This window comes from Streptomyces eurocidicus (genome assembly GCF_002891295.1).
Taxonomy (GTDB): Bacteria; Actinomycetota; Actinomycetes; order Streptomycetales; family Streptomycetaceae; genus Streptomyces; species Streptomyces eurocidicus.
In genome coordinates, this window is the sequence record NZ_LGUI01000001.1 from 507,231 (window position 1) to 530,953 (window position 23,723).

The 23,723-nt window shown below is 72.7% G+C and carries 23 protein-coding genes and 1 pseudogene; 12 read left to right on the forward strand and 12 right to left on the reverse strand.

Going from position 1 to position 23,723, the window contains the following annotated elements:
- The first annotated feature begins 5 nt into the window (after window positions 1-5).
- The 5 genes from AF335_RS02210 to AF335_RS02230 all read left to right on the forward strand — a co-directional run bounded on the left by AF335_RS02210 (window position 6) and on the right by AF335_RS02230 (window position 4,629).
- Window positions 6-1,052, forward strand: coding sequence for a ketoacyl-ACP synthase III (locus AF335_RS02210; protein ID WP_102916528.1), 1,047 nt, complete (start codon window positions 6-8; stop codon window positions 1,050-1,052).
- A 93-nt stretch (window positions 1,053-1,145) separates the two neighbouring features.
- Entirely contained in the window at window positions 1,146-1,394 is a 249-nt protein-coding gene (locus tag AF335_RS02215; RefSeq protein ID WP_102916529.1) for an acyl carrier protein, read from the forward strand.
- 67 nt (window positions 1,395-1,461) lie between these two features.
- On the forward strand, window positions 1,462-2,724 hold the full coding sequence (gene fabF, locus AF335_RS02220; protein WP_102916530.1) for a beta-ketoacyl-ACP synthase II: 1,263 nt from the start codon (window positions 1,462-1,464) through the stop codon (window positions 2,722-2,724).
- Window positions 2,725-2,893: 169 nt separating this feature from the next.
- Window positions 2,894-3,550 carry an RNA polymerase sigma factor gene (locus AF335_RS02225; protein WP_102916531.1) on the forward strand — a complete coding sequence of 219 codons (657 nt, stop codon included), beginning with the start codon at window positions 2,894-2,896 and terminating at the stop codon, window positions 3,548-3,550.
- On the forward strand, window positions 3,547-4,629 hold the full coding sequence (locus tag AF335_RS02230; protein WP_102916532.1) for a CU044_5270 family protein: 1,083 nt from the start codon (window positions 3,547-3,549) through the stop codon (window positions 4,627-4,629). Before AF335_RS02225 ends, AF335_RS02230 begins: the two co-directional genes overlap by 4 nt.
- Window positions 4,630-4,761: 132 nt before the next feature.
- Here AF335_RS02230 and AF335_RS02235 read toward each other — a convergent pair whose 3' ends face one another.
- A complete protein-coding gene (locus AF335_RS02235; protein WP_102916533.1) occupies window positions 4,762-5,256 on the reverse strand; it encodes a DUF3145 domain-containing protein in 495 nt (164 codons plus the stop codon).
- Window positions 5,257-5,581: 325 nt separating this feature from the next.
- Between AF335_RS02235 and AF335_RS02240 the strand changes: the two genes are divergently transcribed.
- Window positions 5,582-6,490 carry an SGNH/GDSL hydrolase family protein gene (locus AF335_RS02240; RefSeq protein WP_102916534.1) on the forward strand — a complete coding sequence of 303 codons (909 nt, stop codon included), beginning with the start codon at window positions 5,582-5,584 and terminating at the stop codon, window positions 6,488-6,490.
- 421 nt (window positions 6,491-6,911) lie between these two features.
- Window positions 6,912-7,352 carry a MarR family winged helix-turn-helix transcriptional regulator gene (locus AF335_RS02250; RefSeq protein ID WP_102916536.1) on the forward strand — a complete coding sequence of 147 codons (441 nt, stop codon included), beginning with the start codon at window positions 6,912-6,914 and terminating at the stop codon, window positions 7,350-7,352.
- A gap of 503 nt (window positions 7,353-7,855) precedes the next feature.
- Here AF335_RS02250 and AF335_RS02255 read toward each other — a convergent pair.
- From AF335_RS02255 to AF335_RS02265, 3 genes and pseudogenes are all read right to left on the reverse strand, one after another.
- Window positions 7,856-8,047 carry a hypothetical protein gene (locus tag AF335_RS02255; RefSeq protein ID WP_102916537.1) on the reverse strand — a complete coding sequence of 64 codons (192 nt, stop codon included), beginning with the start codon at window positions 8,045-8,047 and terminating at the stop codon, window positions 7,856-7,858.
- An 11-nt stretch (window positions 8,048-8,058) separates the two neighbouring features.
- On the reverse strand, window positions 8,059-8,910 hold the full coding sequence (locus tag AF335_RS02260) for a helix-turn-helix domain-containing protein (protein ID WP_102916538.1): 852 nt from the start codon (window positions 8,908-8,910) through the stop codon (window positions 8,059-8,061).
- A 138-nt stretch (window positions 8,911-9,048) separates the two neighbouring features.
- Window positions 9,049-9,866 (reverse strand): annotated as a pseudogene (locus AF335_RS02265) (IS5 family transposase).
- A 204-nt stretch (window positions 9,867-10,070) separates the two neighbouring features.
- On the opposite strand from AF335_RS02265, the gene AF335_RS02270 reads away from it, so the two are divergent.
- Window positions 10,071-10,592, forward strand: a complete 522-nt coding sequence (locus AF335_RS02270) for an ATP-binding protein (protein WP_228773661.1) — start codon at window positions 10,071-10,073, stop codon at window positions 10,590-10,592.
- 49 nt (window positions 10,593-10,641) lie between these two features.
- On the opposite strand, the gene AF335_RS34345 is transcribed toward AF335_RS02270, so the two are convergent.
- The 3 genes from AF335_RS34345 to AF335_RS02285 all read right to left on the reverse strand — a co-directional run bounded on the left by AF335_RS34345 (window position 10,642) and on the right by AF335_RS02285 (window position 14,674).
- Window positions 10,642-12,354, reverse strand: coding sequence for a choice-of-anchor A family protein (locus tag AF335_RS34345; protein WP_170127560.1), 1,713 nt, complete (start codon window positions 12,352-12,354; stop codon window positions 10,642-10,644).
- 219 nt (window positions 12,355-12,573) lie between these two features.
- Window positions 12,574-13,296 carry a L,D-transpeptidase gene (locus tag AF335_RS02280; RefSeq protein WP_376697776.1) on the reverse strand — a complete coding sequence of 241 codons (723 nt, stop codon included), beginning with the start codon at window positions 13,294-13,296 and terminating at the stop codon, window positions 12,574-12,576.
- A gap of 583 nt (window positions 13,297-13,879) precedes the next feature.
- The gene (locus tag AF335_RS02285; protein ID WP_102916540.1) at window positions 13,880-14,674 is read right to left on the reverse strand and encodes an MgtC/SapB family protein; all 795 of its coding nucleotides are present in this window, start codon (window positions 14,672-14,674) and stop codon (window positions 13,880-13,882) included.
- Window positions 14,675-14,763: 89 nt separating this feature from the next.
- Between AF335_RS02285 and AF335_RS02290 the strand changes: the two genes are divergently transcribed.
- A complete protein-coding gene (locus AF335_RS02290; protein WP_102916541.1) occupies window positions 14,764-16,053 on the forward strand; it encodes a C15 family peptidase in 1,290 nt (429 codons plus the stop codon).
- A 7-nt stretch (window positions 16,054-16,060) separates the two neighbouring features.
- On the forward strand, window positions 16,061-16,786 hold the full coding sequence (locus tag AF335_RS02295; protein ID WP_102916542.1) for a carbon-nitrogen hydrolase family protein: 726 nt from the start codon (window positions 16,061-16,063) through the stop codon (window positions 16,784-16,786).
- A 51-nt stretch (window positions 16,787-16,837) separates the two neighbouring features.
- On the opposite strand, the gene AF335_RS02300 is transcribed toward AF335_RS02295, so the two are convergent.
- Both AF335_RS02300 and AF335_RS02305 read right to left on the reverse strand, forming a co-directional pair.
- The gene (locus AF335_RS02300) at window positions 16,838-17,635 is read right to left on the reverse strand and encodes an EI24 domain-containing protein (RefSeq protein WP_102916543.1); all 798 of its coding nucleotides are present in this window, start codon (window positions 17,633-17,635) and stop codon (window positions 16,838-16,840) included.
- 302 nt (window positions 17,636-17,937) lie between these two features.
- Window positions 17,938-18,957, reverse strand: a complete 1,020-nt coding sequence (locus tag AF335_RS02305) for an NADP-dependent oxidoreductase (protein WP_102916544.1) — start codon at window positions 18,955-18,957, stop codon at window positions 17,938-17,940.
- Between the two features lie 88 nt (window positions 18,958-19,045).
- On the opposite strand from AF335_RS02305, the gene AF335_RS02310 reads away from it, so the two are divergent.
- On the forward strand, window positions 19,046-19,477 hold the full coding sequence (locus AF335_RS02310) for a MarR family winged helix-turn-helix transcriptional regulator (protein WP_102916545.1): 432 nt from the start codon (window positions 19,046-19,048) through the stop codon (window positions 19,475-19,477).
- Window positions 19,478-19,496: 19 nt separating this feature from the next.
- On the opposite strand, the gene AF335_RS02315 is transcribed toward AF335_RS02310, so the two are convergent.
- The 3 genes from AF335_RS02315 to AF335_RS02325 form a co-directional block, all read right to left on the reverse strand.
- A complete protein-coding gene (locus tag AF335_RS02315) occupies window positions 19,497-20,009 on the reverse strand; it encodes an isochorismatase family protein (RefSeq protein ID WP_102916546.1) in 513 nt (170 codons plus the stop codon).
- Window positions 20,010-20,307: 298 nt separating this feature from the next.
- A complete protein-coding gene (locus AF335_RS02320) occupies window positions 20,308-22,167 on the reverse strand; it encodes a DUF6297 family protein (RefSeq protein ID WP_184742987.1) in 1,860 nt (619 codons plus the stop codon).
- Window positions 22,164-22,886: an ABC transporter ATP-binding protein gene (locus tag AF335_RS02325; RefSeq protein WP_102916547.1), complete on the reverse strand. Its 723-nt coding sequence runs from the start codon at window positions 22,884-22,886 to the stop codon at window positions 22,164-22,166. The genes AF335_RS02320 and AF335_RS02325 overlap by 4 nt, the downstream gene beginning before the upstream one ends.
- A gap of 166 nt (window positions 22,887-23,052) precedes the next feature.
- Here AF335_RS02325 and AF335_RS02330 point away from each other — a divergent pair, with 166 nt between their 5' ends.
- The gene (locus AF335_RS02330) at window positions 23,053-23,652 is read left to right on the forward strand and encodes a hypothetical protein (RefSeq protein WP_102916999.1); all 600 of its coding nucleotides are present in this window, start codon (window positions 23,053-23,055) and stop codon (window positions 23,650-23,652) included.
- Window positions 23,653-23,723 lie beyond the last annotated feature (71 nt).

The following is a 23,723-nucleotide window of genomic DNA, read 5'->3' on the forward strand; positions in this document are numbered from 1 at the left end:
AGAGCATGACCGCGAAGATCAGGCCCAGCAAGGGCGCCCCCTACGCGCGCATCCTCGGCGTGGGCGGTTACCGCCCCACGCGGGTGGTTCCCAACGAGGAGATCCTCAAGCACATCGACTCGTCCGACGAGTGGATCCGCTCCCGTTCCGGCATCGCGACCCGGCACTGGGCGGGCCCCGAGGAGACGGTCGCCGCGATGTCGGTCGAGGCGGCCGGCAAGGCCATCGCCGACGCGGGCCTGCGGCCCGAGCAGATCGGCGCCGTGGTCGTCTCCACGGTCTCGCACTTCCACCAGACCCCGGCGGTCGCGACCGAGATCGCGCACCGGATCGGCGCGGGCAAGCCGGCGGCCTTCGACATCTCGGCCGGCTGCGCGGGCTTCGGCTACGGCCTGACGCTCGCCAAGGGCATGGTCGTCGAGGGCTCCGCCGAGTACGTCGTGGTCATCGGCGTCGAGCGGCTCTCCGACCTGACCGACCTGGAGGACCGCGCGACGGCCTTCCTGTTCGGCGACGGCGCGGGCGCCGTGGTCGTGGGCCCGTCCCAGGAGCCGGCCATCGGCCCGACGGTCTGGGGTTCGGAGGGCGACAAGTCCGGGACCATCAAGCAGACGGTGGGCTGGGACGAGTACCGCACCACGCCCGTCCCCGGCGGCAACGGCCCCGAGGTCCGGCAGGCGCTGGAGGAGATCCGCTTCCCGGCCATCACCCAGGAGGGTCAGGCGGTCTTCCGCTGGGCCGTCTTCGAGATGGCGAAGGTCGCCCAGCAGGCGCTGGACGAGGCCGGCATCGGCGCCGACGAGCTGGACGTCTTCATCCCGCACCAGGCCAACATGCGCATCATCGACTCGATGGTGAAGACCCTCAAGCTGCCGGACACCGTCACGGTCGCCCGTGACGTGGAGACCACCGGCAACACCTCCGCGGCCTCCATCCCGCTGGCCATGGAGCGCCTCCTGGCCACAGGGGCGGCGAAGAGCGGGGACACGGCGCTCGTCATCGGTTTCGGGGCGGGTCTCGTCTACGCCGCCACGGTCGTTACCCTCCCCTAGGCGAGATCCGCGCGGCCGGCCGGGCCGCACCGCGCGGCATCGCACAGCAGTTTCCTATAACGCAGATCCACCGCACATAGAAGGAGCGCCGCAATGGCTCACACCCAGGAAGAAATCGTCAAGGGCTTCGCCGAGATCGTCAACGAGATCGCCGGCATCCCGGCCGAGGACGTCAAGCTGGACAAGTCCTTCACGGACGACCTGGACGTCGACTCGCTGTCCATGGTCGAGGTCGTCGTCGCCGCCGAGGAGCGCTTCGACGTCAAGATCCCCGACGAGGACGTCAAGCACCTGAAGACGGTCGGCGACGCCGCCGAGTACATCCTCAAGCACCAGGGCTGACCTGAGCGTTCGTCGCCACCCCAGCGGTGGCGGTTCCAGCACCTCTAAACGTGGAGACAGAATTCCTGTGAACCCGACCAATCGCACCGTGGTCGTCACCGGTATCGGCGCAACCACACCGCTGGGTGGCGACAGCGCATCGACCTGGGAAGGCATGCTCGCCGGCCGGTCCGGCGTGCGCCCCCTCGAAGGCGAGCGCTTCGCCGACCTCCCGGTCCGGATCGCCGCCCGCGCGGCCGTCGACCCCGAGGACGTCCTGCCCCGCCCGCTCACCCGCAAGCTGGACCGCTCGGCCCAGTTCGCGCTGATCGCCGCCCGCGAGGCGTGGGCCGACGCGGGTTACACCGCCAAGGCCGGCGAGGACCCCGCCATCTCGCCCGAGCGCCTGGGCACCGTCATCGCCTCCGGCATCGGCGGCGTGACGACCCTGCTCGACCAGTACGACGTGCTCAAGGAGAAGGGCGTCCGCCGCGTCTCCCCGCACACCGTGCCCATGCTGATGCCCAACAGCCCGTCCGCCAACGTCGGCCTGGAGGTGGGCGCCCAGGCGGGCGTGCACACCCCGGTCAGCGCCTGCGCGTCCGGCGCCGAGGCGATCGGCTACGCCGTCGAGATGATCCGCACCGGCCGTGCCGACGTGGTCGTCGCCGGTGGCACCGAGGCGGCCATCCACCCGCTGCCCATCGTGGCGTTCGCCAACATGATGGCGATGTCGAAGAACAACGACGAGCCCGAGAAGGCTTCCCGCCCGTACGACAAGGCCCGTGACGGCTTCGTCCTCGGCGAGGGCGCCGGCGTCGTCGTCCTGGAGTCGGCCGAGCACGCCGCCCGGCGCGGCGCCCGGGTCTACTGCGAGGTGCTGGGCCAGGGCCTGTCCGCGGACAGCCACCACATCGCCCAGCCCGAGCCGACCGGCCGCGGCATCGCCACCGCCCTGCAGCACCTGCTGGAGGCGACGGACCTCAAGCCGTCCGAGGTCGTCCACCTCAACGCGCACGCGACGTCCACCCCGCAGGGCGACGCGGCCGAGATCAAGGCGCTCCGCAAGGTCCTCGGTGACGACCTCGACCACGTCGCGATCTCCGCGACCAAGTCGATGACCGGTCACCTGCTGGGCGGCGCCGGCGGCATCGAGACGGTCGCGACCGTCCTCGCCCTGTACCACCGGATGGCCCCGCCGACCATCAACGTCGACGACCTGGACGAGGACATCGACGCGGACATCGTCCGCGGCGAGCCCCGCCCGCTCCCCGAGGGCACCATCGCGGCGATCAACAACTCCTTCGGATTCGGCGGCCACAACGTGGTCCTCGCCCTCCGCTCGGTCTGATCCCGCGCGTCCGACCCCGCGCCCAGGCGCATGACAGCGGCCCGCCCCGGTTCGTCCGGGAGCGGGCCGCTGTCGTTCCCCCGCCTCCCCCGGCGGCCCCTGTACGAGGTGACCTGGATCACGGGAACCCCCTGACCGCGAGCGGACAAGTCCTGGTGTGAAACATTCCATGCACGACCGCATACGTCGCGGAGATCCCGGAGCGTTCCGGGAGCTGTTCGACGCCCATGCCTCCCTGGTCTACCGGCACGCCGCCCGGGTGACCGGCGACCGGTCGCTGGCCGAGGACGTGGTCTCGCTGACCTTCCTGGAAGCCTGGCGGCTGCGGGAGAAGCTGCGCGACGAGGGGGACAGCCCGCGCCCCTGGCTGATGGGCATCGCGGTGAACGTCCTCCGCAACACCGCCCGGGCCGCGCGCCGCCACGAGCGGGCGCTGGCCCGCGTGCCGGTACGGGACACCCTGCCGGACTTCGCCACCGAGCTCGTGGGCCGGATGGCCGACGCCGAGCAGCTGGCCGCCGCCAAGACCGCGCTGGGCAAGCTGCGCCGCTCCGAGCGCGAGGTGGTGACCCTGTGCGTCTGGTCCGGCCTGAGCTACCCCGAGGCCGCCGAGGCCCTGGGCGTGCCCGTCGGCACCGTACGGTCCCGGCTGTCCCGGGCGCGCGGCCGGCTCCGCAAGCTCGCCGAACGCGAACTCCGGGAGAACGCCGACCGGGCGGCACAGCACGCGCAGCCGCCCAGGCCGCCACGGATACCGCAGACACCACGGACGCCCCGCACAGCACAGATCTCGCAGTCGCCGCAGAAGGAGGACGGGAACCGATGAAGCGCACCCCGAAGGGACGGCACGAGCCGATCGGCCACGCCGAGTTCGACCTGCTGCTGCCGGCCCCCGCCGAGCCCGCCCTCACCGCCGACCGGCACACCCGGCTCAAGGAGCACCTGATGGACGAGATCCTGGCGAGCCGCGCCGACGCCGCCACCGCCGGGACTCCCCGCCGTCCGCGACTGCGGCGCGCGGCCTGGATCGCCCTGCCGGTGGCCGCGACCCTGGCCGTCGGCGCCCTCGCCGTCGGGCCGTGGGACCTGGGTTCCGGCAGCGCCGACGGCGGCGTACAGGCGCTCACGGGACCGCACCCCGAGCCGCCCACCGTGACGCTGGAGCCCGGCACCACCGAGAACCTGACGGCCGTCGTCGACCGCATCTCGCTCGCGGCCGCGCGGCAGCCGGTGCTGGAGCCCCGGAGGGACCAGTACATCTACATCGAGAGCCTGGTGTCCTTCAAGAGGAGCGTGTCGAAGGGCGGCGAGGAGACGAGCTGGGTCGAGCCCCTGCACAAGCGCCAGATCTGGAAGTCGCCGGACGACAGGAAGGGGTGGCTGTACGAGCCCGCGGACAGCTTCGGGGAGAAGAACGGGGAGAGCTTGGACGTCGGCCCCGCCCGTGGCAGTTCCCGCCGGCACTCCTACGACCGGATGCGGGCCCTCCCCACCGACCCCGACGCGCTGCTCCGGAAGCTCTACCCGGAGGGCGGGAAGGCGGGCGACCCGGAGGCCGACTGGGACGCCTTCAAGGAGGCCGGCGACATGCTGCACGAGCAGCTCGCACCGCCGGAGACCAGCGCCGCCCTCTACAAGGCGGCGGCGAAGATCCCGGGCGTCACCCTCGTGGAGAAGACCACGGACGCGCGGGGCAGGCCCGGTGTCGCCGTCGCGTTCGTCCGGGGCGACAGCCGCTTCGAGTGGGTCTTCGACAGCACCACCTACGCGTACCTCGGCCAGCGCGAGGTGCTGACCAAGGAGTCCGACGGGATGAAGGCCGGCAGCGTGATCGGCCAGACCTCGGTCGTCACCCGGGCCGTGGTGGACGCCAAGAAGGAGCTCCCGGGAGGGGGCAAGGTCTGACGGAAGGGAACTCCGGCCCGTGCGGCGTTCCGGGGCCGGGCCGGTGTTCCGTGTACGGAGCCGGGGGCCGGGCCGGTGTCCCGCGTACGGGGGCCGGGGGCCGGAATCGTGCCGGCCCGTGCGTGCCCCCGCTCACACCACCTGGTGCAGCCACCGCACGGGCGCGCCCTCGCCCGCGTACCGGAAGGGTTCCAGCTCGTCGTCCCACGGCTTGCCGAGCAGCTTGGCCACCTCGGCCTCCAGCGCGGTCTCGCCCCGGCCCGCGCGGGCGAGCGCCGCCCGCAGCCGGTCCTCGGGGATGAGGATGTCGCCGTGCATACCGATGACCGCGTGGAAGATGCCGAGCTCGGGCGTGGAGCTGTAGCGCTCGCCCTCCGCCGTGGCGCAGGGCTCGGCGGTCACCTCGAAGCGCAGGAGATGCCAGCCGCGCAGCGCGGAGGCGAGTTTGGAGGCGGTGCCCACCTGACCCTGCCAGGAGAACTCGGCACGCCAGGTGCCGGGCGCGGCGGGTTGTCGGATCCAGTCGAGTGTGACGCGCACGCCGAGCACGCCCGCGACGGCCCATTCGACGTGCGGGCACAGCGCGCGCGGCGCGGAGTGCACGTAGAGAACTCCACGTGTCGTCACCGGGACCTCCAGTGCGGTTCGAGGTTCGCCTTCCCCAGCGGCCTCGCACCCGTACCGGTCCCGCCTGGGACAGCAACAGACATTCTGCCCCAATGGCCACTCCCGCACCAGCCCGCGAGGTTACCAACAGTAAACACCATCGGGAGCAATTCTCCCGAAAAGGGACAGGATGTGACGTGTTGTCGTTTCTTCCGCGGTGCCGGAGGGCGAAGGATGTCGGGGCTCGGCGCATCCGCCCCGGGGAAAAGCTACCGTGCGGCGACACCCTCCCGGTGACGTACCGTCGGACCCGAACGGATATCACCCGGCCGGATGGGGGAACGCGATGCGCGGCACCGCGAAGAGCAAGGTGCGCGGGGCCCTGAGGGGCGCCGTCGCGGTGGTCGCGGCGGCTTCGACGGCTCTGCTCGTCACGTCCTGTGACGGCCAGCACGACGCCGGGAACGACGCCGCCCCGCACGCCTCCGCCGCGCGGCCGAGCCCCTCCCCCACCCCCGACTGGAACCCGAGACCGCAGTCCATCGCCTCCCTCGGCGACTCCATCACGCGCGGCTTCGACGCCTGCTCGGTCCTCAAGGACTGCCCCGAGGCGTCCTGGGCCACCGGCACCAAGGTCGACAGCCTCGCCCGCCGGCTGCTGCCCTCCCCCGCGACCAGCAGCTGGAACCTCGCGAAGACCGGCGCCCGCATGGCGGACCTCCCGGACCAGATGCACACCGCCGTCGAGCGGAAGCCGCAGCTGGTGACCGTCCTCGTGGGCGCCAACGACGCCTGCCGCAACGAGGTCTCCTACATGACCCCGGTGGACGACTTCCGCGCCGACTTCGAGTCCTCGGTCGCGGAGCTGCGCAAGGCGCTGCCCAAGTCCCAGCTGTACGTGGCCAGCGTGCCGGACCTGAAGCGGCTGTGGACGGCCGGGCGGAACAACGGCCTCGCCAAGACGGTCTGGAAGCTGGGCCTGTGCCCGACGATGCTCCGCGACCCGGACGCCCAGGACCCTGCCTCGGAGGAGCGCCGCGCACAGGTCGACAAGCGGGTGGGCGAGTACAACGCCGTACTGAAGGACGTGTGCCGGCGGGACAAGCTGTGCCGCTACGACGCGTCGGTGCACAGTTACGACTTCGACGGTGACCAGCTGAGCAAGTGGGACTGGTTCCACCCGAGCAAGAGCGGGCAGGGACGGCTGGCGGAGATGGCCTACCGCGAGATCACGGCGGTCCGCCCCACGGGGTGACGGCTCGCCGCCACCGGCCGAGGAGGGGCGGGGCCCGTCAGGGAACCCCGCCCCGGTCTCGCCGGGCCGGACGACCGCCCGGGTGCGGCCGTACGGCGGGCCGTACGGCGAAGACGCGGGGGCCCGAGGCGATAACCTGGGCCGCCCTCCGGTCGAACCGCGCCGCGGTGTGCGCGGACGCGGACCGCCGACCGGACATCCGTACCCTCGCTCCAGATGCCCGGCCCTCGGCGACCGGTCGATAAGCCCAAGCCATGGCCAGAGGCGTAAGCCGGGACCACCCGCGCCTTCTGCCGAGCACGGTATCGGATGAACACACCTTCCTCATAAGCAAGTTCACCCCCACGCGGGTCAACTTCGCGCGTCCGGCCGCTCGCGCCGCCTTGACCTCGACCGGACTTGAGGTCCTACGTTCCGGGTCATGACGACGCCCACCGCCCCCACCGAACCCGCACCGCCCGCCGCGCTCCTGGCCTGGAAGGCGTACAAGTCGATCCTCGCGCACGTCCAGAGCGGACTGGCCCTCACCGACGTCACCCAGCCGATGTGGTGGACCCTCAACCACGTCTCCAAGGCCCCCACCGGCCTGACCCGCACCGAGGTCCGCTCCCGCCTCAAGGTCTATGACATGGACCCCGATCTCATGCTCCACGCCGTCGACAGCCTTCTCCACCGGGGGTGGCTCGCGGCGGAGGGGGATGTCGTGGTGCTGACGGACGCGGGACGTGAGGGGATGGAGCGGGTGCGGGAGACGATGGCGGGGGTACGAGCCGCATTGCATGCGGGGATCTCTGACGAGGAGTACGGGGTCGCTGTGGCGGTGCTTCAGCGTTTGATCGCGAATGCGGGTGGTGGGGCCTGAGGGGTTTTCCCCGCCCCGCCCCTTCCCGCTGTATCCGATATGCGGCTCCGCCGCGTGGCGGGGGCTGCGCCCCCGGGCCCCGGCCGCGCTGACGCGCGGTGGCCTCAAGCTCCCCCGGCTACCGCTGGGAGGTGCCCCCAGCCGGGCTTGATCCTGGCCCGCGTCGGGGCCGGGGCGGGATCCGGGGCCCGCGCCGGGGCCGGATCCGGTCAGGGGCGGCGCTCCCCGAAGCGCTCGGATCTCGCCCGGGCCTGCGCCGGGTCCGGTTCGCCGGGGGCGGCGTTCTCCCCCGGGCCCGGGCCCATCCCGACCTTCCCGCAGAGCGGGATCCCTGCCCGGTACGGGCAACCACATTCAGCCCGGCCTGCGATTGAGGCCACCGCGCGGAGCGCGGCCGGGTCTGGGGCGGAGCCCCCGCCACGCGGCGGAGCCGCACATCGGATGCAGCGGGAAGGGGCGGGGCTGGGGAACAAACCCCCGACCACCCCGGTGACGGCAACGGATCAAAGCAAGTGATCGGCCTTACCGGCCTTGATGTCACGGATCAGAGCGCGGAGCGCGTCCCGCGAATCGGTGAGATAACGGTCCTCCGCGCCGCTGACGGCGATGTACGCATTGCCAACGGCGTCGATGCCTATTCGGAAGCAATTGTTCCCAGCGCCGCAGAACGGCTCTTCCCAGACGATGTGGTTCATGATTGCCTTCCTCAAAGATCACGGGTGATGTGATGGATGAAGTCACGTGACCGCACCGGATCGAGGGCATTGCGCTCCATCCAGTCCAGATGCGCCCCATAACGGGCCACCTGCGCCTCCGCGTACTCAAAGCACGGGCCCCCGGCCGAGTCGAGCTGCACGCAATCGAGCTGGGGCACGGGCCCCTCGGCATACAGCGTCGCGTGACCCGCGCCGGGAAACGCCCCCGTTTCGACGGGCAGCACGCGCAGTTCGAGATGGTGGCGCTCGGACATGAGCACAAGGTGGTTCAGCTGCTCCAGCGTCACCTTCCTGCCTCCGAACTGCATGCGCAGCGCGGCCTCGTGGATGTACCCCACGTAATCGAGCGGGCTGTCCCCCTCGAAGACCTGCTGTCGTTGCATCCGATGCGCCACGTGGAGTTCGACCTCCAGGCGGGGCATGGGCGGAATCACCGACCCGAAGATGGCGCGCGCGTACTCCTCCGTCTGGAGAAGTCCGGGCAGGTGCATGACCTGCGAAGTGCGTACCCGCACCGCGTGCCACTCCAACTCCGCGATGTCCAGGAGACCCGCCGCCAATGTGCCTCGGAACTGCTCCCACCAGCCGCGCTTGCGGTCGGCGGCCATGTCCACGAGAGCCTCGACATAACGCGCGTCGGTACATGCGTAGTTGCAGGCCAAGGTCCGCAGACGGTCAGGCGTGATCGCGCGCACACCGGACTCGATATTGGAGATCTTCGTACGGTCGATGCCGAGCAGCCTGGCCGCATAGTCGGTCGAGCGCCCGGCGGCCAACCTCATTTTGCGCAGCTCGGTGCCCAGTCGCTTCTGTCGTTCGGTAGGTGTCGTCCTTGGCGGCATGCCACCTTCCTACAACGCGGCACCGGGACGCCTCACACCCACGATCCAGCGTTCACCCGATCGAGGCAATAACCCCCGAAGGGTGTGGCACTGGTGCCACGTCGTCATTACTTTTAGTGCCACATCGCTTAAGAGGCGCTAACAAAGGCGTTTAACGTGACGGTGGGTGATGAGGCAGGTGGCGAGGCCGAGGAATGCCTCGTGGATGTCATCGCGCCGCTCCCACCGGATCCGCAGGCGGCGAAAGCCGTGCAGCCAGGCGATCGTCCGTTCCACCACCCACCTGAAGGTGCCCAGGCCGGAGCCGTGTTCCCTGCCCCGTTCGGCGATGACCGGGCGGATGCCTCGTTGCCAGAGCAGGCGCCGGTACTTGTCGTGGTCGTAGCCGCGGTCCGCGAGCAGGGCATCCGGCCGCCGGCGGGGGCGGCCGACCGTACCGGCCACGGCGGGGACCTTGTCGAGCAGGGGCAGAAGCTGCGTGACATCGTTACGGTTCCCACCGGTCAGCGACACCGCGAGTGGGATGCCCTGTCCGTCGGTCAGGACGTGGTGCTTGCTGCCCGGCCGCCCACGGTCGACCGGGCTGGGCCCGCTTTTGGGCCCCGCCGGGCCGCCCTCACATGGGAGGAGTCGATCACCGCCCGCGACCAGTCCAGCTTGCCCTTCGGCCGCAGCTTCCTCAGCAGCACCACATGCAACTGGTCCCAGACGCCGGCGTCGTTCCACGCGGCCAGCCGCCGCCAGCACGTCATACCTGAGCCGAAGCCCAACTCCTGCGGCAGATACTCCCACTGAATGCCCGTATGCAGCACGAACAGGATCCCGCACAACGCCTGCCGATCCGGCACCCTCGGCCGGCCCTCCACCAGCTTCGGCCCCGGCCCGGGCAGCAACGGCTCCACCAGCGACCACAGCTCATCCGACACGATCCACGGCCGCGACTGACGTTTCCCCACGGCCAGACCAACGAGCAGACAAGCCCACAGTCACACGATCAACAGCTTTTGTTAGAGCCAGTAAGCGCAACGTGAGCCGGAAGCGCATCGGCGCGAGCACGCCCGCACACTCCTGCCCTGGGAGAGGCATGCCCCCGCCCAGGGAGACAAGCCACCGGCCACTGCGTGCGCACCCCAACACCCCACACCATTGGGAGCCGCCGCATGCCCATGCAGCCCCTCACCCTCTGCCCCCTGATCGTTCAGGACGTCACCCTCCACCCCGAGCAGGACCCCGCCCCGCCAAAGGACCCCGCCGGGCTGGCGTACAGCTTCACCGTGCCCGCCGAACCCCGTTCACCCGCCGTCGCCCGCAGGACCGTAAGGGCGGCCCTGTACGCCCACGGGCTGGCCGAATTCGTCGACCCGGCGCTCCAGGCGATCTCCGAACTGGTCACCTGCGGAGCCCTGTTCGCGCCGGGGCAGGACCTCTACTACTCCCTCCGCTGGCGTGACGGCGTCCTCCGGCTCGTCAACTGGGACCCGCACAGCAGCCACAGCGACCCCGCGCAGGCCGCGCTGTGCACCGGCAGCAGGAAGCGCCTCCTGCTCCTCCTCGCCTGCGTCGTCCGCGAGTGCGACGGGACCTGGGGCATCAGCGAACCCGCCCCGGCCACGGAAGGCACCAGGGTATGGGCCAACCTGCCCGAAGCCGGGGCGAAGTCCTACGGAGTACGACGCTGCTGAGGCCGGTCGAACGGGGACGGCGAGCGTCGTCCCCGCCCGGCGCCCGGGGTCACCTCCCGCCGTCCCCCTTCCCCTTCCCCGGTTCTCCCGGGGCGTTCTTCAGGGTCACCTTCACGCCCGCCGTCGCGTTCGCCGCCGTCAGGGCGTACGGCCCCGACACCGGGTTCTTCGGCATCACGTAGCCCTCGGGGACCGCCGTCTCGCGCAGGTAGTACGTGCCGAGCGGCTGGTTCGGGAAGGTGCAGCGGCCTTGCCGGTCCGTGGCGCAGCCGGTGCCGACGCGGGTGTCGGGCCGGGTGCCGGTGGTCTGGAGCCCGGTGACGCCGTTGGTCTCGCGCCAGAGTTCGAAGACGGCGCCCTGAAGCGGGTGCTTGGTCTTGGCGTTCTGCTTCACCAGGTGGACCGTCCCGGTCGGCTCCACGGGCTTGGTGTTCGTGACCGTCACGGAGACGCCCTGTGCGGCATTGGCCGCCGTCAGGGTCAGTGGGCCGAAGACCGTGGTCGCCGGGGCCGGGTAGCCGGCCGGGGGCCGGGTCTCCTGCCAGTAGTACGTCCCGGTCTCCACCGTGCTGCGGCACTCGCCCTTCGCGTCGGTGGTGCAGACACCGCCCACCGGGGTGTCCCGGCCGTCCCCGGCGGTCTGGAGCCCGGCGACGTCGTTCGTCTCGCGCCACAGCTGGAACCGGGCGCCCGGCAGGACGTTCCCGCTCTGGGCGTCCTTCTTGACCACTGTGACGTTCCCGCGCGTCGGGGGCGGCGGCGCGCAGTCGGGGAGGTCACCGTTGAAGGGGTACGCGTGGATCTCCTGCCCGCCCCCGCCCGTCGCGGCGGACGTGTGGGTCAGGGACCCGGTGGTGAGGAAGCGGCCGTTGATGCCGGGCAGGGTGACCGTCGTCTCGCCCGCCCGGTTTCCGGCCAGGATGCTGCCCTGGAACTGGCCGGTGCCCTTGAGCTCTACGGTGGCCGCGTCGGGGAAGTTCCACAGCAGCCGCTCCCGCAGCCTGTTCAGCGGGGTGTCGTCGGTGAGACCGCCGCTGAAGGTGTTGATGACGCGGGCGGGGCCGGTCAGGTTGACCAGGATCGTCGCCTCCGGCGGGATGTTGAGGAAGCGGACGCCCTGCTGCGCTCCGTCGCGTCCGACGAGGTCGAAGTCGACGTTGAAGACCTGGAGCCGCGAGGTGCCGTCGCCGGTGAACAGGGTCTCCGCCATCGTGTTCCGGGCGGTCCCGGTGGCCGGGCGGCCCTGTCCGTCGGCGCCGTGGGCGTAGCAGCGGCTGGCCGTGGCCAGTTCGTCGCGCAGCCGCTCGTAAGGCTGGGCGGCGTTCGGGTCGAGGGTGTTGCGGCCCCTGATCGTGCCGGTGGCCGGGCCCGCGTGCCGGACCACGCCGGCCTCCGCGTCCAGGATCTGATCGGGGGCGATCCGGACCGCGCCCCCGGTGGTCAGCCAGTCCGTGCCCGGGGAGGGCGGCACCCGGGAGCCGACGCCCGCCACGCCGATGTTGTACAGGCGGCTGACGCCGGAGACCTTCTCCATGTCGAAGGAGCCGAGGGTGACGACCTTGCCCTCGGCCTCCGCCGCGCGCCCGCGCACCCTGAAGTCACCGCCGACGAAGACGTTGATGTTGTCGTCCCGCCCGGCGATCGGGCCGTTGCTCACCTGTGGGTAGACGGCGGGGCAGTCGCCGGGCAGGCAGGGTCCCAGACCGCCGGGGAGGGGCGCGGCGACGGCGGGTACGGCCGTCCCCATGATCGCGAGCGCCATGAGACAGGCCACCGTGCGCAGCGGTGGGCCGGGGCGCCACCAGGACCGGGAAACGTCAGGAGCTGGATTCGGACCCTTGTTCATACCGCCCTCGCTTGGTCGACATTGTCACCCTGCGAATCATGACGATATGTCGCTATTTTGGTATGACGGCACGCCGGGACGCCGCCTCGAACAGCTCGCCTGCCCCATGTCCCGGCCCGGTCTCACGTCCCGGTCTCACGTCCCCGGCTTGCGCCCCCAGACGTAGACGCTGTCGTCCACCGCGAGCACGCCCCACAGCCGCTGCGCGTCCGTCACGGTGAGGTTGACGCAACCGGCGGAGCCGCCGCCGTCGAAGAGCTCCCCCGGGTGGCCGTGGAACGCCTGTCCTCCAGAGAAGAACTGGGCGTACGGCATGGGCGCGTTGGCGTACAGCGTGGAGAAGTGGTCCTTGTGCTTCCAGTAGACCTTGTGCCACCCGGTGCGGGTCTCCTGCCCCAGCCGCCCCGTCCGTACCGCCGCCGGGCCGAAGAGGACCCGCCCGCCGTTCTGCACCCACATCAGCTGCCGGTCGAGGTCCACGCAGGCGACCTTGCGCGCGGGCGTGGGCACGGGGCACGCGCCCGCCGCGTTGGGGGCCTTCCTCGCCTGCGCCACCAGCATCGTCCGGTACGTGACCAGGCCCGCGTACCCGTCGGCCGGCTTGATGCCCTCCTTGCGCTGGAACGCGGCGATCGCCGCGCAGTCGGCGGCGGACTGCCATCCGTCCTGGGGCCTGCCCAGGTGCTCCTCCAGTTGCCACTGGTACGGGCCCGTGCCGGCGGAACACGCGGCGGCCGCGCGCGCGGACCCGTCGGTGGCGGTCCCGGCGGTGGCGGCCGTACCGGACAGCAGCACGCCGGTGGATATCAGCAGGAGGAGCGCGAGGGCGCGGGGGGTGACAGTGCGTATGCCCGCCACTCGGGAGCCTGTGCCGCGTATGCCTGTGGCCGTGGCCGAGCGCTGACGGCGGGCCGCCGGGCGGCGTCTTCCACGCAGCCTCATGAGGGGGTCCCTTCGGAGATGCTCGCGGGGCCAGCCTCGCATCGCTCCCCGGCGCCCGCCTCCGGGGTCGGGCCATCCGGAGGCGGTGCGGTGGGGGGTGCGGCGGGAGGGGGTGCCGCTGCGCGGGGCTTTGTCCCCTACCCGCCCCTTCCCGAAACCGGGGGCAAGCCCCCGGGCCCCCGGCCGCGCTGACGCGCGGTGTCCTCAAACGCCGGACGGGCTGAGTTGTCGCCCGGAACCGGGCTGAGAGGTTGTTGCCCGGACCGGGCGGAAAGCCGAGCTCGGACCGGGCGAAAATCCAGCCCGGCTGGGGGCACCTCCTGGGGGCACCCCCAGCGGTAGCTGGGGGAGGTAGCTGGGGGAGTTTGAGGCCACCGCGCGTCAGCGCGGAACGGGGACCGGGGCGCCAGCCCCGGTTCGGGAAGGGGCGGGGTGGGGACAAAGCCCCGCGCAGCGGACCCGCACCGCACCGCCCCACCCCTCCCCCGCCCCGCCCACCTCACTCCGTGCTGTCGCGCACCGACCGCAACCCCACCCCCAGCACCCCCTCCCAATCCGTCAGCTCCTCCACCAGCGGATACGCCGACCCCTTGCCCTCCAGACTGAGGACGACGCCCGCTTCCTTGACCTTCCCCCGCTCCCGGCCGTCGGCCTTGTCGGGCCCCTTCTCGGCGGTCTTCTCCGTGGCCTCCGCGTCCACATGGACGTCCGTCACCCGGAACCCCTTCTTCGTGCACAGCTCCAGGATCCGGCCCAGCAGGCCGCGCCGGGTGCGGTAGGAGAGGTGGAGCTCGAAGCGGTCGCCGGGGACCATCGCCATGCGGCGGGTGACGACGGGGAAGCCCCGGACGACCAGGAAGTGCACCAGCGTGGCCGCCAGGCCGAGCAGGGGCAGGCCGCCGCCGCAGGCCATGCCCAGGGCGCACGTCAGCCAGATCGTGGCGGCCGTCGTCAAGCCGCGGACCGCGTCACGGCGGACGAAGATGAGGCCGCCGCCGATGAAGCCGATGCCGGACACGATCTGCGCGGCCACCCGGGAGGGGTCCTGCCGGACGTCCACGCCCACCAGCCCCGACACCGCGCCGAAGCCATGGATCGAGACCTCCATGAAGAGCGCGCTGCCCACCCCGACCAGCGCGTGCGTCCGGAGGCCCGCGCTCTTCTGCTGCAACTCGCGCTCCAGGCCGATGAGCGAGGAGAGCAGCAGCGCGATGCCCAACTCCGCGAACTGCCGCACTCCTTGGCCTCTGCCGGGATCGAAGAGCGGGGCCGCCGAGAGCTGCGCTATGTCCATTTCCTCATTGTGGCCGGAAATCGACTGTCCGCAAGGGTAGTTGGCCTCCCTCTATCGCCTGAGCAGCACCATTGGCTACCTTCCGCCTCATGAAGCCCTTGAGACTTGGCGCGATGGCCCTCGGTGTCGCCCTGCTGGCGGTCACCCCCACGCACGCCGCCCCCGCCCCGGCTCTCCCGCCGGCACCACTCCCGCCCACCGCCGAGGAGCAGCGCCTCCCCGGCAAGGTCCCCCAGGAGATCCTCCGGAGCAGCGGCTTCGACGACGTCGCGCCCGGCTTCTCCCGCGCCCTGGAGCGGGCCCGCGGCCTGTCCGACGCGGAGCGGCTGGCGACCGACGACGGGCGGCGGCTGTGGCGGCGGGCCGTGGACCGGGCGCAGGGCCGGGGGCCGGCCGCGGGCCCCGGTGGAGGGGAGCTCAGCCGGGACGACGACCGGCCGCTGTACTGGGCGCGGCTGGGCATGACCCGGGCCCTACGGGAATGGAAGCCGTCCTTCCAGGTGACCGGGCGGCAGCGCGCCGAGCTGATCGGGAAGGTGGAGCGGGCCTCGCGCGGGCAGGACTCCGTCGACCTGCCCGCGGGCGGCGCCGTGAAGCGCGTCCTGATCACCGGCTTCGACCCCTTCCAGCTGGACTCGGACGCCCGCCGCTCGAACCCCTCGGGCGCCGCCGCCCTGGCGCTGGACGGCACGACGGTCGACACTCCGTCGGGCCCGGCCCGGATCGAGGCCGTCGTGTTCCCGGTGCGCTGGGACGACTTCGCGGCCGGGACGGTGGAACGGACGCTCCTGCCGCACTTCCGGCCCGGCCCGCGCCGGGTCGACCTGTTCACCACGATCAGCCAGGGCCGGCCGGGCCGCTTCGACGTGGAGCGCACCAACGGCGCCTGGCGCGGCGGGTACCCGGACAACGTGAACCTGTCCCGTACGGGGGTCGTGCCGGTGCCGCCCGGCGTCCCGACCGTCCGGCCGCAGCCGCAGTGGACGACGACCACCCTCCCGTACGCGGCGATCACGGCCGCGCGGACGGGCCCGTACCCCGTGTACGACAACACGGCCGTCACCGAGATACCGGCGGGCGCGACCGAGCCCGTGGACCGGCCGGACGGGCCGACGCCGGGCTCGACCGCCCGGGAGGGCGGCGGGGGCGACTACCTCTCCAACGAGATCGCGTACCGCGCGACCCTGCTGCGGGACGCGACGCGCCTGCGGGTGCCGGGCGGCCATCTGCACACCCCCGTGCTGAGCTTCGGCGAGGGCAACACCGATCCGGCGACGGGCCGGATCAGCGACCCCGCGTTCGTGGCGAACCGGCTCGCGATCGTCGCCCAGGTGCGGTCGGTCACAAGCACGGCCGTCGCGGCCGCCGGGACGCCATGATGGGCGGGTGATCATCGCAGCAGCCCAGTTCTCCGCCCGGCCGTGCGACATCGGGGCCAACGTGGCCCGGATGGCCGGCTTCGTCACCGATGCGGATGCGCGCGGCGCCTCGCTCGTCGTCTTCGCCGAGCTCGCCGCCACGGGGTACGAGCTCGACGCGATCGTCTCCGGCGGGGACCGGCTGACCATGGAGCCGGACGACCCCCGGCTCGCCCCGGTGCGGGAGGCGTGCCGGGCGGCGGGGGTCGCGGCCGTGGTCAACTGCGCGGGACGGTCCGCCGCCGGGCCGGTGATCAGCTCGTTCGTGTACGGCCCGGACGGCGCCCCGCTCACCCGCTACGACAAGACGCGCGTCACGGACGACGAGCGGGCGGCGGGCTTCGTGCCCGGCTCCGGGGACGGCCGGTTCACCCTGGGCGGCGTCGCCTTCGGGCTCCTGATCTGCTTCGACGCGCACTTCCCGGAACTCACGGCCCGCGCCGCCGCCGACGGCTGCCGCGTCCAGCTGGCCAGTTCGCTGTACGGGCGGGGCGGCGGCGAGGAGGAGGTGCGGACGGTCTTCCCGGCGCTGGCGAAGGACCACGGCCTGTACATCCTGCTGGCCAACCACACCGGCCCGTCGGGCCCGTACGAGGGCTGCGGGCGCAGCGGGGTGTGGGGTCCGGACGGCCTTACGGTCGCTTCGGCGCGGGAGGGCGAGGGCCTGGTGGTGGCGGAGCTGCCGTTCGGCTGAGGCGGTGTCCCCGCCGCCCGGCCGGGACCGGGAACGCCGCGGTCCGGGCCGTCAGAGGCCGGGGACGTCCGCGCCCCGCCGGGGGTCCTCGGGGACGTCCTCGACCGCCGGCGTCTCGTCCATCAGATCCCTGACCAGCAGCGTCGCACCGGCCACCGCGCCCGGCATGACGAACACGGCGACGAGCGGCACCAGGAAGAGCAGGGTCAGCGGCACGCCGAAGCCGAGCGCGAGGAGCTTGCGGGAGCGCAGCAGCCGGAGCCGTTCGCGCAGGGGGACGCCGCGGCGCTGGAGGGCGACGGCGGTGAGCTCCTCGGTGAGGAAGAAGCCGGAGACGCAGAAGCCGAGCGCGGGGATGACGGTCTGCCCGGCGACGGGCACGAAGCCGAGCGCGAAGAGCAGGACGCCCCAGAGGGCGACGCGGACGAGGACCGCGAGGCTCTCGCGGGCGGAGATCCACAGTTCCCGCCAGAGCGGCAGCCCGGACTCGGGGGCCGTGCCGCCCTCGGCCAGGTCGACCCGCTCGGACAGCTCCTCGTAGAAGGGCTGGCCGACCAGCAGGGTCACGGCCGTGAAGGAGATCAGCGCGAGCAGCAGGCCACCGCCGAAGAACAGGGCGGTGAGCGTGGCACGGAGGATCCCGGGCCAGGGCGAGGACCAGTCGTCGGCGAAGGGGGTGGCCCGGACGACCACGTCGTCCGCCCAGAGGACGAGGGCGACGAGCGCGGCCGCGTAGCCGACGAGCGTGACCAGGCCGGGCAGCAGTCCGAACCCCCATTGCCGCCGGTTGCGCCCCACCCAGCGCTGGCCCTTGGCCAGGTAGGTCATGCCCGTCATCAGATCTCGCATGGCGGGAAGGGTATCCGCCAGGTGGCGGGTGGGTGGGTGTGCGGGTGGGTGGGGCGGGTGGGCCGCTGCGCGGGGCTCTTTCCCCAGCCCCGCCCCTTCCCGAACCGGGGCTCCGCCCCGGACCCCGGTCCTCAAACGCCGGACGGGCTGAATTTCAGCCCGTCCGGCGCTTGAGGACACCGCGCGTCAGCGCGGAAGGGGGTCTGGGGGCTTGCCCCCAGTTACGGGAAGGGGCGGGGCTGGGGAAAAGCCCCGCGCAGCGGCAACCCCGCCCCACCCCACCCGCCACGCGGACGACACCGTCACGCAGAAAGAGAAACGATCATCTTCCCCGTGTTCTCACCGCGCAGCAGCCCCAAGAACGCATCAAGCGTGTTCTCAATACCCTCAACCGTGGTCTCGCGGTACTTGAGCTCGCCCGAGCGCACCCAGGCCCCCACCTCCTCCACGAACCGCTGCTGCAGATGACGGTGATCAGCCACGAGCAGCCCCTCGATCCGCAGCCGCTTGGCGATGATCGCGATGAGGTTGCGCGGAGCCGGGTTGGGCTCGGTCGCGTTGTACTGCGCGATCATGCCGCAGACCGCGATGCGGCCGTGGGTGTTCATGGAGCCGATGGCGGCTTCCAGGTGCTCGCCGCCGACGTTGTCGAAGTAGACGTCGATGCCGTCGGGGGCGGCCTCCTTCAGCTGTTCGGCGACCGGGCCGTCCTTGTAGTTGAAGGCGGCGTCGAAGCCGTACTCCTCCACAAGGAGCTTGACCTTCTCGGCGGAGCCCGCGCTGCCGATGACGCGCGAGGCGCCCTTGAGCTTGGCGATCTGGCCGACGAGGCTGCCGACCGCGCCCGCGGCGCCGGAGACGAAGACGACGTCGCCTTCCTTGAGGGCGGCGACCTCCAGCAGGCCGGCGTAGGCGGTCAGGCCCGGCATGCCGAGCACGCCGAGGTAGGCGGGCAGCGGGGCGAGGGCCTCGTCGACCTTGACGCCCAGCTTGGCGTCGACCACCGCGTACTCGCGCCAGCCGAGGTGGTGCAGGACGTGGTCGCCGACCTGGAAGGCGTCGGAGCGGGAGGCCACGACCTCGCCGACGGCGCCGCCCTGCATGGGCTCGCCGAGCTCGTACGGCGGGACGTACGACTTCACGTCGTTCATCCGGCCGCGCATGTACGGGTCGACCGACAGGTGGATGTTGCGCACGAGGATCTGACCCTCGCCGGGCTCAGGGATCTCCGTCTCACGCAGCGCGAAGTCCTCGGGCTTCGGCCAGCCGTGCGGGCGGGCGACAAGGTGCCATTCACGGCCGGTGGTAGGCGTTGCGGGCATGGAACGTAGCCTCCTCGATATTTCAGCAGCTGAAACAACCATGCGCCTCGATATTTCATGTTGTCAAGCAACGCGGTAACCTGAAGGCATGACCCCTCGAACCGACGCCCTGAGCCGAGAAGTGGTCGACCTCATCGCGACCGTCGTGGCGCGCTACCACGAGGAGTACGAGGAGGCCGCCGCCAAGCACGCGCTGACCGGCGCCCAGGCGAAGGTGCTGGCCTTGCTCACACTGGAGCCGGTGCCGATGCGCCGCATCGCCCAGAAGCTGAAATGCGAGCCGTCCAACGTCACCGGCATCGTCGACCGCCTGGAGGCCCGCGGCCTGGTCGAGCGCCGCCCGGACCCGGACGACCGCCGCGTGAAGCTCGCGGCGCCGACACCGGAGGGCCGCCTCACGACGGCCCGGCTGCGCGAGTCGCTGGACTTCGCGCGCGAGCCGCTGGGCGGGCTGTCGACGGAGGAGCGGACGATGCTGCGCGATCTGCTGAGGCGGATGCTGGGCGACGACGCCGGGTAAGAGGGGCGGGGGCCCCGCGTCACACCACCCGTACCGCGTCCGCCTTCACGACCGTCCCCAGCCTCGGCATGTCCAGCGTCACGGACGCCCGGTGCTCGTCCTCCGTCAGCGCGCTCATCGCGTCCTCGACGAACACCAGCTCGTAGCCGTGGTCGGCCGCCGCGCGGGCCGTGGACTCCACGCCCAGGTTCGTCGCGACGCCGCCGAGGACGAGCGTCCGCACCCCGCGCTCCCGCAGCCGGGCGTCCAGGTCCGTGCCGTGGAACGCCCCGACGGTCCGTTTGACGACCTCGATGTCACCCGGCTCGGACACCCCGGCGAGCAGCCCGCTGCCGGGCGGCTGCTCCGCCGGCCCGGGCCGCTCGACCCGCACCACCACGACGGGCGCCCCGGCCGCGCGGAAGGACCTCGCCAACTCGCCTGCGGTACGGACCACTTCGTCCCCGCCGTACGGCGCGAGGGGCAGCGCGACGACGCGCTCCATCAGGTCGATCAGTACCAGGGCGGTGCGGCGCGGGTCGATTTCCGTCATGGCCAGACGGTACCGGCCGGGGCGGGGGCGTAGGAGGCCGGTGGATCACCGGACGGCTGACGGCGGGTAAAGCTTGCACGACACGGCGGTGAGGGGACGAGGGCGGTACCGGTAAGGGGAGTTGCCGCTGCGCGGGGCCTTCCCCGCCCCGCCCCTTCCCGAACGGGGCTCCGCCCCGGACCCCGGTCCTCAAACGCCGGACGGGCTGATTTTCAGCCCGTCCGGCGATTGAGGACATTCGGGAAGGGGCGGGGTGGGGAGTCCTCCGCCGTCAGAACCCACCTGCCGCGCGAGTCCGTCAGTGGCGCACCAGCCTGTTCGCCGAACGGGCCGCGAAGTACAGCAGACCCGCCGTCAGCAGCGCCGCCACGACGGCGACACCGCCCACGCCCGCCGCGTCCGGCCGGTGCGGCACGGCGCCCAGGGCGAGCGCGAGACCGCCGACGGTCACCAGCGGTCCGGCCGCGTACCAGGCGAGGAAGATCAGCACCCCCGGATCCCCGACGGGGGTGCTCACCCCGGTGAACATCAGGCTCGTACGGGCCGGTCCCCGGCACGCCGCGAACACCGCCGCCGCGGCGAACGGCAGCGCGCACAGGGGCCACAGCAGGAGCGCCCAGGGCGCGCCCGCCACCGCGAACGGCACGGCGGCCACCAGGGCCAGCAGGGCGCCGGTCACGGCCGGTACGACCGTGTGCTGGAGCATCAGCGTCCGCAGCCGGAACGGGGACCAGGCGGCGCGCCGCACGTCGTCGGTCTCCAGCCGGGCGGGCTCCGCGAGGGCGCCCACGGCCACGTAGCCGAGGAGCAGGGCGACGACCGTGCACAGGTCCCGCCTGCCGCCGTCGAGTTCCGTGCCCAGGGCGGCCGCCGCGGTGGCGCAGACCGTCCACATCAGGGCCTTCGCGAGCCGGCCGGGCGAGCGCAGCAGCGCCAGCGCGTCCCGCCAGACGGCCACGAGGTACTTGGAGCGCGGCGCGGGCAGCCGGGCCCGGTGGACGCGGCCGGAGCCGGTCGCGTCGAGCAGCGCGAGCCTGGCGGCCCTCAGCTCCACGGTCCACATCACCGACGACACGGTCTGCGCGGTCGCGGCCCGCCTGCGCAGCTGCGCGGTCGGCACCCGGGCCGCGTCCCGGTGCCCCAGGAGGAGACCGGCGGCGGTCAGCAGGACGAGCGCCGCGAGGGCGATCCACCAACCGGGCGCGGCGCCCCCGGTCGCGGCGATCACGGGCTGGGCGGCCCACCCCCAGGGCCCCGACCACAGCTCGGCCCGCTCCAGGAGGACGGAGCGGTGCCCGCGCACGGCGAGGACGACCTGTGCGGCGAGCAGCATCAGCACGAGGACGGCGAGGGGCGTGAAGCGGCGTACGCGCGCGGCGAGGACGGCCCGGCGCTCCACGGCCATGCCCACGGAGACCGCGAGCAGGGGCAGGCAGAGCGTGGCGGGGAGGAGGGCGAGCAGCGCGGACCCCAGGGAGGCCAGGCCCGTCACCCGCAGGGCGACGGCTCCCCCGGCCGCGACCAGCAGCCCGGGGACGACCGCGAGCCCCGCCGACAGCCGGAACCAGGGCCGTAGCACCTTCTCCCGGCGCACGGGCTGGGCCAGCAGCCACCCCACGGAGGGCGCGGGCACGACGACGGGCCCGCGCCACAGCGCGTCACGGGCGGCGGCCAGCGCGAGGGCGGCGGTGATCAGCGTGCAGAGGGCGGGCAGGGCGCGCTGGAGATCCGCGCCGAGCCCGCTGTAGTCGGCGCCGAGCTCGACCCGCCGCATGAAGTGGAAGGCGTAACCGCTGCCGTAGCCGACGACGACGAGAAGGAGGGTGTAGACGACGACGGCGAGGTCGCGGCTCTTCCGGCGGCGGTGCGCGCGGCGCTTGTCGCGCAGCCAGCGGAGGGTTTCGGGGGTGCGGTCGTCGTCCTCCACGGTCCAGGTGGGGGCGTCGTCCTCGGCGGGGGTGAGGGCGTCGTCCCCGGCGGGGGCGGAGGCGTCGTCCTCGGCAAGGGTGGAGGCGCCGTCCCCGGCAGGGGTGGGGTGGGGGTCGGTGGGACACCCGGCGTCGGGGCCGGGGACGTCTCCGTCCTCGGGCCCGGCCGGCGCCCCGGGCTCCCTCCCCCGCTCGTCCCCCCGCTCGTTCCCCCGCTCGTTCCCGCTCATCCGCGCAGCCCCAGCGTCCCCAGGACCTCCGCGGGCGGCCCCTCGGCCACCACCCGGCCGTCCTCCAGGGCGATCATCCGGTCCGCGACCGCCTCGGCGAGATCCGCCTGGTGGGTGGCGAGCAGCACCGCCACGCCGTCCGCCTTCTCGCCGGTCAGCAGCTCGGCGAGGCGGACGCGGGCGTCGGGGTCGAGGCGCTGTTCGGGCTCGTCCAGGACGAGGAGGTCACGGGGGCGTACGAGCGCGGCGGCCAGCAGCAGCGACTGGAGCTGGCCGGAGGAGAGCGAGCCGGGCAGCGCGCGGGCGTGGTCGGACAGGCGGCGGTCGGCGAGGACGTGGTCGATCCACCCCCGCGCGTCCTCCACCGCGTGGGCGACGGTGACCAGTTCGAGGTGCTCGCGCACGGTCAGGTCCGGGTAGGTGGCCACGGTGTCGCCGACGACGGCCACCCTGGCCCGTACCTCGGGGTCGTCCTCGGAGACCGGCCGGCCGGCGAAGAGGGCGCTGCCGGTGGTCGGGGTGTCCCGGCCGCTCGCGATGCGCAGCAGCGTGGACTTGCCGGAGCCGTTGTGGCCGAAGAGGGCCGTGCAGGTGCCGGGTTCGAGGTCGAGGTCGAGCGGGTGCAGCGCGTGCCGCTCGCCGTAGACGCGGCCGACACCGCGCAGCCGGAGGAGCGGTGGGGTGGTCGGGGTCGCTGCGTGGTCGCCGGGCGCGGCCATCGGGCCTCCGTATGTGGTGATCTTGTCGTCCCCGACCCTAACGAACCGGGGCGAACGGCCGTTCAGGAGCGGGCCCGCACGGAGTTGTCCGGTTCTCGCCCCCGCGCCCGTCCGGCGCCCGGCCGGGTGCGGGTCCGGGGTGCGGCGATGCGCGACCATGGCACGCATGAGCGCAGCGCCCGACCCCTTGTCCGGGTCCACCCCTGTCTCCGGTCCCCTGTGGTTCCAGCTCGTGCTGCTGCGGCGGATGGCCGACCACCACCCGGAACTGGTCGAGGACGCCCTGCGCGAGCTGGGCGTCGACCGCACGACGATGCGGGAGGCGAACCGCCGCTGGCAGGCCATGGTGCGCTCGCCGAAGAGCCGTGGCGCCGGGACGCGCTACCGCTCGGTGCTCGGCCCGCCCGGGACCACGGGCGAGCGCCGGATCGGCGACCTGACCTTCGACGTGGCGACGTGGCGGATGCCGCTCTGGCCCGCCCTGCGCTTCGAGGTCCTCTCGGCCCCCGGCGGCGCCGTCTGGAACGAATGGCTGGTCCGCGCCCCGGGGGCCCCGGCCCCCACGCTCCGGACGGTGGAGGACCTGCGGCCGTGGTCGTGCACGGTCGACGAGGTGGCGCGGGCGTTCGCGCCGGCCAGGCCGATGGAGGGGACGGCGCCTTCGCGGTGGGGGCTGGGGTTCTCGGCGGTGGATGCGGGTGGGGTTCGGGGGGCGTATGTGGCGGAGTTCACGTGGGGGTTGCTGCAGCGGGTTCGCTGCGCGTAGCGGGGGTTTGGGCGGGGTGGGGGGTGGGTTCGGGTGCGGGTGCGGCGGGCCTTTTCCCCTACCCGCCCCTT